Source organism: Paraburkholderia sp. SIMBA_030 (assembly GCF_046535245.1).
GTDB lineage: Bacteria > Pseudomonadota > Gammaproteobacteria > Burkholderiales > Burkholderiaceae > Paraburkholderia.
In genome coordinates, this window is the sequence record NZ_JAWRXB010001212.1 from 1 (window position 1) to 250 (window position 250).

Below are 250 nucleotides of genomic sequence, written 5' to 3' on the forward strand. Positions count from 1 at the left end.
CGGGAAGTATAAAATTATTGGTTTGAGTATTCTTCCCATATAGGGTTTTCACCTTTGAAATAAACTTTCCGTTTTCCTTAGTTTCAGTTTGCAGTGGAATCCCCACCATATTAGCAGCAAGCATATTGGCATTATTTTCCTCATGGGCATATGTATAGCCTGTTAACTGCTGGGAATTGTCTGAACCTATCGTCAATTGCCCCGTCGATTGGTAATGCTGGGGATTATTATAAAAATACTGTGTCTCGGT

At 39.2% G+C, this 250-nt stretch carries 1 protein-coding gene; it reads right to left on the reverse strand.

Annotation, left to right across the window (positions count from 1 at the left end; all coding sequences use genetic code 11):
* Positions 1 to 250, reverse strand: a 250-nt coding sequence (locus tag SB772_RS43885; protein ID WP_410839012.1) for a hypothetical protein, incomplete at both ends; no start/stop codon positions are given.